Raw genomic sequence first — 7,819 nt, 5'->3', positions numbered from 1 at the left:
TTGGCATTAGCCTCGTGCAGCCTTTGGATAAACTCTTCCTGAGCATTAAAGGACTGGATAATGGTCTGCTGGCTCAACGATTCTTCAATTAATTGTGTCTGAATCCCCCTCGTCTCTGTTTGCTTCTGGAAGAGATGATAGGATCTCTTGGCAATAAAGCGTGAAATTACCATAGACAGTGGCGTCAACAGCAAGACCAAAAGAGTCATGAGGAGATGAATTTGAATCATGGCTAGAATGCTGACTAAAATCATCAAGACACCAATAAAAAATTGGTTAAATATCATGGTCAAACCAGCTGCTAACTGCTCGATGTCTGTGGTCACACGACTGACCATCTCTCCACTTCCTTGACGATCCACAAAAGCAATCGGTAACCGATGAAGCTTATGTATGATTCGCTCTCGCAAGTCTCTGGTATAAGAGAAGATTAGGCGATTATAAATAAGAGGATTTATCCATTGTACCAGTGTATTTCCTATGACTACCAAAATCATCTGTAGGAAAATCTGCCAAAAAACTGGTGAAGAGCCAGTCACTAGGACTTGGTCGATGACCTGTCCGATTAAGATTGGTAGGTAAATCGATAAACCAACCTGAGCAATAGTTCCTAGAAAGGCTAGGAAAAGGAGGAAGGGATGGCTTGCTAAATCTTTTGCCAAACGTTTGAGCGTCTGGTTTGCAGTTTGTCGTCTCATACTAGTCCTCCTTACCATGTTGGGATGCATTGATTTCGCGATAAACTTGACTGGATTTCATCAAGTCCTCGTGATTGCCGATAGCTAGGAGCTCACCTTTTTCCAAGAGGAGAATCTGGTCTGCCATCTGAAGCGTCGAAGTCCGTTGAGAAATCAAAATTAAGCTCGTATTTGGCAAATTTTCTCGGATAGCTTTCAAGAGCTTGGACTCGGTAATGGTGTCAAGAGCCGAAGTCGCATCATCTAGGATGAGAAACGGACCCTGCCGCAAGACTGCTCGTGCGATAGACAGCCTTTGTTTTTGACCGCCCGAGAAATTTCGCCCTCCTGCCTCAACTAGAGCATCCAAGAGTCCTTCCTTATCACTGACAAAATCCTTGGCTTGTGCAATTTCCAAGGCCTGCCAAAGCTCTTGGTCAGTTACTTCTTGATGTAAACCTAGAGTCAAGTTGGAACGAATGCTTCCCTTAAAGAGCTCGACTTTTTGAGGCACATAGGCAATCCAAGACCGCCACTCCTCTAAATTACTAGGACTACGTCCATCTCGATAAAGGTCAATGCTCCCCTTGTCTGCTGGATAAAGTCCAAGGATGAGTTGCACCAAACTTGATTTACCAGAACCCGTTCCCCCAATGATACCAAGGATTTGCCCTTGCTTCATATCAAAGGAAATGTCTCTCAGAGAAGGCTGGGCCGCATCAGGATAGGTAAAGGTCAGTTCTTGAACTTGTAAAACCTGATCACTGGTAGCTTGCTTTTGTTCTAATTCTGAATGGATGTCTTCTGGAGCTTCGGCAAAGACTTCCTCAATTCGCTTAGCTGAGATATAGGACTGGTTGAGAGAATTTATCAGCATGGCTAGCTTGACCAATTCCACCAAAATCTGTAAGAGATAGTTGATAAGGGCAATGAGAGCACCTTGACTGAGCAATCCTCCTTGAATAGAAATATAGCCTTGCCATATAATAACGAGGAGAGTTCCATTTACAATCAGATAGGTCAGGGGTGTTAATAAACTGGACCAGAAACCTGTCTTTTCTTGTAATCTAGCATAGACTTGGTTAAGAGTTTGAAAAATCTGTAACTCTCGTTTTTCTTGTCCAAAAGCACGAATAACTCGCATTCCTTGTAATTGCTGACGTGTTTCCTGAACCAGTTGATCCGTTTTCTTTCTCAGACTGCTGTAGAGAGGATTAACCAGTCTAGAGAGCCCTACAATAACAATGGTCAAAATGACAACCATGACCAAGAACCAAAGAGTCAGCTCAGCTGAGATTCGATAGGCCATAAAAATGGCTCCAAAAACGATAATAGGCGCTCGTAAAAAGAGACGCAGGAATTGATTGATACCAGTCTGAATCTGGTAGGTATCCGAAATCAAGCGAGTGACCAAGCTAGAAGTGGTCAAACGATCTCTGCTGTCCTTGGGCAAGGAAAGAATATGGCGATAGAGGTCACCTGTCAATTCTTTGGCAAATCCAACCGCAGCCTTAGCTGAGTAGAACTGGGCTATTAAGGCTACTACCACACCAATCACTGCAAAGATAAGGAGCAACCCAATCTGCATCCAGAGATGTCCTTGATTTCTCTGGGGCAAGGATTGGTCAACAATCCCAGCAATCACCATGGGAACCAAGAGCTCAAACACAGCTTCTAGTAACTTGAACAAGGGGGCTAAAATGGATTCCTTGATGTAGGGTTTAAAGTAAGATAATAGGTGTTTCATAAATCCCTTCTATTCGTATTCTGGAAATGAAGAAAGTGGGAAGCACCCACCCTCTCTGTTTTATTTGTTTAAGTATGGCAGTAGATAGCCATATCCTGCTTTTTCCATCTCATCCTTGGCCACAAAGCGCAAGGAAGCAGAATTGATACAGTAACGGAGGCCACCAAACTCACGCGGTCCATCTGTGAAAACATGGCCCAAGTGAGCATTCCCCGACCGAGAACGAACCTCAATTCGCTCCATTCCATGACTGAGATCCTTGTAATAATGAATCAATTCCTTGGAAATCGGACGGCTAAAACTTGGCCAACCACAACCTGAGGCAAACTTATCCTTGGCAAAAAAGAGTGGCTCACCTGTCGTAATATCTACATAAATTCCCTCTTCAAAGGTTTGGTCATAGGCATTGGTAAATGGAGCCTCTGTGGCAGCTTCTTGGGTAACACGATAGGATTCTTCAGATAAACTGCCCTTTAACACATCTTGACTAGGCTTTTCATAGTTTGCTGCATCAATCAATGGCTTCTCAGCATCGGTCACATCGATATGACAGTAACCTGAAGGATTCTTCTTAAGATAGTCTTGGTGGTAATCTTCAGCAAGAATGTAGTGGCGAAGTTTCTCCACTTCTACTGCAATCTTTCGCCCAAGCATGCGCTCCTGCTCCTGCACCACTGTGTAGATAGCTGGCAAGTCTGCTTCATCCTGGTAATATATACCGGTCCGATACTGACGTCCACGGTCATTCCCTTGTTGATTGATTGACGAGGGATCGATGACTCGGAAATAATAAAGTAAAATCTCTCTAAGTGACACTGCATTCTCATCATAAATCACTTGCACCGTTTCTGCATGATCTGTTTCCTTGAGCAGCTGGTAATTGGTCGTTTCGACTTGTCCATTAGCGTAGCCGACTCTGGTTGCTAGCACTCCAGAAATGCGTGAAAAATATTCCTCTAGGCCCCAAAAACAACCACCTGCTAGATAAATTTCTGCCATCTTTATTTCTCCTTTATCAAATTTTTAACTAGACTTCTTTTCAAAAAAAGGACAGGAAGCCCTCTGGTCGAGAGTTTCCCCATCCTATCTTCTATTCTTTATTTTGCTTCGACACGGACACCTTGGGTATCAACCTTCAAGTCATGAAGTTTTCCTTTGAAGGGTTGCTTTTCCAATTCAGCCTTAATCGTTGGCATCTTGTCATGAGAAGCCAAAACCATAACTGTCGGCCCAGCACCAGAGAGATAGGTTGCATAGGCACCATTTTCTTTGGCCACTTGCTTAATCGAAGCAAATTCTCTCACCAAGTCCTGACGATAGCGCTCGTGGAAGAGGTCTCCCTCGATTGCTTGTCCAGCGGTCACCATGTCTCCTGCCAACAAGGCTGCAACCGCCACATTGGCGATAGAACTAGCTGCAACAGCTTCCTTGTAAGACAATTTCTTAGGTAAGACGCCACGGCTGTCTCGAGTACGCAATTCATAGTTTGGAATGTAGGCTAGGAAATCACACTCTGGGAAGTCTGCTACGATAGCAGAAACTTGTCCATCAACAGAGCTTGCAATAACGAGATTACCATAAATGGCTGGAGCCACATTGTCAGGATGCCCTTCAATCTTGGTCGCTAACTGCAATTTTTCATGGTCTGACAAGTTGAGCTGGCCCAGTTGGTTGGCTAGTTCAATCCCAGCAACAATAACAGAACTGGAAGAACCCAAACCACGTGCCAAGGGAACATCACTAGTCATTTTTAAACGTCTTGGTTGCAAGTCTGGTACAATTTGCAAAGCAATTTTGAGCAAGAGATTACGATCGTCATGTGGAATCCATTTGCCAATCTGGTGTTCAATCAGCCACTCATCTCGTTCTTCACATACCTCAATTTGAAGATACTTGGTTACAGCTACACCGACCGAGTCAAATCCTGGCCCGATATTGGCACTGGTTGCAGGTACAATAATTTTCATCTTATTCTCCTAGCACCTTGAAGGTATTCAAGAGGTCAAATTCTGAAACCTTCTTCAATTCAGCTGAGACATTTTCAAGCTGGGCTTTATTAATCTTGTGTGTGATGATCACGACACGCGCCTTGTCCCCCTCTTTGCCATCTTGGAGAATTTGCTTGAAGGAAATATCTTGAGCATTGAAGATTTCAGCCAATTTCAAGACCTGACCTTTTGAGTCTGGAGCCAAGATTGAGAAGTAGTAATTAGCTTTGACATCCTCAGGATTTGCCAAGACCAAGTCACGGCTATATTCGTTGAAGTCTTTGCCAATGGTTCCATCATTCAGGCGACGAACGATACGGACAATATCCGCCACAACACTTGTTGCAGTTGGTTTTTGACCAGCACCTGGTCCGTAGTACATAGACTCACCGATACCGATAGATTCTACAAAGACAGCGTTCATTACCCCATTTACACTGGCAAGTGGATGCGCTTTAGGAAGGAAGGTTGGAGTCACTTCTGCAGCAATTCCTGAAGAAGTTTCCTCGATAGAACCAACCAATTTCACTACATAACCCAAGTCTTGGGCTACAGCTACGTCTTCTGGTGTGATGTTACGAATTCCCTTGTGAGCTACATCATCAAAGGCAACCTTCATGCCAAAGGCAAATTGGCTCAAAATCACCATCTTGTAGGCTGCATCAATCCCATCTACGTCATTTGTCGGGTCGCTTTCTGCAAATCCTAGACGTTGCGCTTCCGCAAGAGCATCATCGTAAGACCAGCCTTCTTCCACCATCTTGGTCATCATGAAGTTAGAAGTTCCGTTGACTACTCCAAGCACGCGCGTGATTTTATCAGAAGCCAAGGAATTTGCCAAGGTACGAAGAATTGGAATCCCACCAGCTACTGCTGCTTCGTAGTAAAGTGCTACCTTGTTAGCTTTAGCGATTTCTAACAATTCTGCACCATGGACAGCCAAAAGGTCCTTGTTAGCAGTAACAACGTGTTTTCCAGCTTCCAAGGCACGAGTGATAAAGGTTTTAGCAGGTTCGATACGCCCCATCAATTCCACTACGATCGTAATGTCTTGATCTGACAAAATGTCATCCACATTGGTTACAAAGTTAAAGTTATTCCCTGCTGCAAGCAAGCGATTTTTCTCATCTTCATCCTTGACCAACACCTTAGCAACTTCAATCTCTGAATGTGCTGATTGATTAATTTTTTCTCCATTTTCCTTTAGGAGGAAAGGCACACCACTTGCAACGGTACCAAATCCTAGTAAAGCAATTTTAACTGTCATGTTTGTCTCCTCGAAATTTTCTAATATAGCCATTATAACAGAATTTTGTGAAAATTCCTATTATAGTAAATCACTATTTCAGTCTAGAAAAGAAAAAACGAATCTGATGATTCGCTCTTCTTAAAATCTAGAAATAGGTTTCCAGAAATGATTATACAATCTTTTGCAGATTAAGCACTGCATCGTGATTGATCAAGACTTGACCATACTCCTGCAATACTGAGCGGCTGATATCACTATCATCTGCAAACTCGCGCATACGAGCCAACAGCCAAGCTGGATATGGACTTGGATGATTTTCAATATCCACTAAAATGGTCAAATAATAGCGCTCATTCATCTTGTAGAGTTCAGAAGTTTCCATCTCAAAAGTCACTGTCTTTGAAAAAGCCACCAAGTCAGCCAACTTAGCAAAAGAAAGGATGTAGTAGATGTAAGGTTCTTTCTTACTCTCAGCTTCTTGTTCAGCCTGCTCCTTCTCTTCTTCCTTGGCTTCGACTTGTTCTAGAGATTGAATCGCTTCGATATCATCCTTAGTTTTGTCAGCGATACTTTTTTCCAGGGTTTTGATAAATTCATCAGGCGACATTTGAGCCAATTCTTCCATGTCTGGTAAATCCGATAAATCTTCAAAATCTAGATTTTGGTCAATCTTTGATTTGGTTACAAAGACATCGACCTTATCAGGTTTTGGAGTCACACGGAAGCTCAACATACCTGTATCTAGAAAGCTATCAGGCATCTCTAACTCATCCAAGATAGCATAAAAGAACTCTTCTGTTTTTTCTTGAGGAACGAGAAAGTCAGCAATCTCCATGCCTCGATCCATCAAATCCTCTAAAGACATCGTGATTTTCAAAGTTGTATCACTAATTTGTTTCATTTTCATTGCTAGTAACCTCATACTTTCAGTTCTATCTATTATACTAGATTTTTACGATTTTATCAAAAGAAGGCTCCTCTGTCGGGATAGATTTTCCATAGGGTAACTTCTGTAGAAGACTCTAATACTCTTCGAAAATCTCTTCAAACCACGTCAGCTTTATCTGCAACCTCAAAGCGGTGCTTTGAGCAGCCTACGGCTAGCTTCCTAGTTTGCTTTTTGATTTTCATTGAGTATAAAAGAAAATTTCTGCAGACAGATAGAAAAAGCCTTCAAAATCGGCTCTTACCCAACTTTGAAGACCTAATACATTAGAAAGTTTATAGTTTAAAGGTTGCTACACCGAGGATAGAACGATTTAAGTTTCGAAGAATTTGAAGACTTTGCTCAAATTTCTTATAACGAGTCACTCCGTACTCTTCAACAAGAAGGACTGTATCTCTTTCCAAAAGCGATGGCACATCTTGTAAATCGACAAAATGCATTCCTTTTAAAGACTCTTGATTTTGTTTCAATTTATCTAGGATAGCTTTGTTTGAGCTAACGATTGTTAATTCTTGCCCAGCATTTTTGTATGACAAGACATCTGCTAGGTTAGCAATTGTTGTAATCTCTGTTACAAAATCAATTTGATACTGAGAAAAATCACCTGCTCTATTGATTGTTGGATTAAAGAGATAAACCAATACATTTCCCATCACAACCAAAATCACACAGACTACTCCAATAACAGCTAAACGGAGAATCAAATTCTTCACATTCAATCCAAGCGCTGTCTCACCATTTGCATTCAATTCTTTAGAGTTGATGGTTTCCAATTTTTCAATTTTTACATTTGCATAAGTGTGTTTAAATTTCTCAATCAATCCATCAATTTTTCGCTCCAACAAGTCATTAGCATCTTTACTTGGTGTCAAAATTTTCACACCAACCCCTGCATCGTCAATCATATAGTAGACGGTCAATTTTTTCCACCAATAGTCACTTGTAGAATTTTTCAAGGTTGTCTCTGTCGTATCCAATTCACTGGCAATTTTTTTCAACTCACTCGGCTCTACATCATTGAAAAGATAAGCTCCATTCAAATTCCCATCGATCAATTTTCCGTAGAAATCACTATAACCACCAATTTGATGATTCAAAATCGTTTTAGCTGAATCTTCTGGAGGGGTGATTTTATAGCTAATATAAGTTGAATAACTTGTTGTGTCTTTGACAGTGTTTTTATTCTTAACTGCTTTAATTGTAAATGGTACA

Annotated in this window: 7 protein-coding genes; all 7 read right to left on the bottom strand. The window is 41.7% G+C overall.

Annotation, left to right across the window (positions count from 1 at the left end; all coding sequences use genetic code 11):
* Positions 1-698 (bottom strand): ABC transporter transmembrane domain-containing protein (locus tag ACLNCN_RS02195; protein WP_424844533.1); only part of this gene is annotated, 698 nt, incomplete at its 3' end.
* 1 nt (position 699) lies between these two features.
* A complete protein-coding gene (locus ACLNCN_RS02190; protein ID WP_261086873.1) occupies positions 700-2,424 on the bottom strand; it encodes an ABC transporter ATP-binding protein in 1,725 nt (574 codons plus the stop codon).
* 60 nt (positions 2,425-2,484) lie between these two features.
* Positions 2,485-3,423: a peptide-methionine (R)-S-oxide reductase MsrB gene (msrB, locus tag ACLNCN_RS02185; RefSeq protein WP_424844532.1), complete on the bottom strand. Its 939-nt coding sequence runs from the start codon at positions 3,421-3,423 to the stop codon at positions 2,485-2,487.
* Positions 3,424-3,521: 98 nt separating this feature from the next.
* The gene (gene thrB, locus ACLNCN_RS02180) at positions 3,522-4,391 is read right to left on the bottom strand and encodes a homoserine kinase (RefSeq protein ID WP_004257321.1); all 870 of its coding nucleotides are present in this window, start codon (positions 4,389-4,391) and stop codon (positions 3,522-3,524) included.
* Position 4,392: 1 nt separating this feature from the next.
* Positions 4,393-5,679: a homoserine dehydrogenase gene (locus ACLNCN_RS02175; RefSeq protein ID WP_049487265.1), complete on the bottom strand. Its 1,287-nt coding sequence runs from the start codon at positions 5,677-5,679 to the stop codon at positions 4,393-4,395.
* Positions 5,680-5,830: 151 nt separating this feature from the next.
* On the bottom strand, positions 5,831-6,568 hold the full coding sequence (gene mecA / locus ACLNCN_RS02170; RefSeq protein ID WP_004257313.1) for an adaptor protein MecA: 738 nt from the start codon (positions 6,566-6,568) through the stop codon (positions 5,831-5,833).
* Positions 6,569-6,882: 314 nt separating this feature from the next.
* Positions 6,883-7,819, bottom strand: a 937-nt coding sequence (locus tag ACLNCN_RS02165; protein WP_424844531.1) for a prephenate dehydratase, incomplete at its 5' end; no start/stop codon positions are given.

Source organism: Streptococcus sp. CL8.13 (assembly GCF_049737895.1).
The sequence above is the reverse complement of the archived record's forward strand: the minus strand, read 5'-3'. Positions and strand labels throughout refer to the sequence as shown.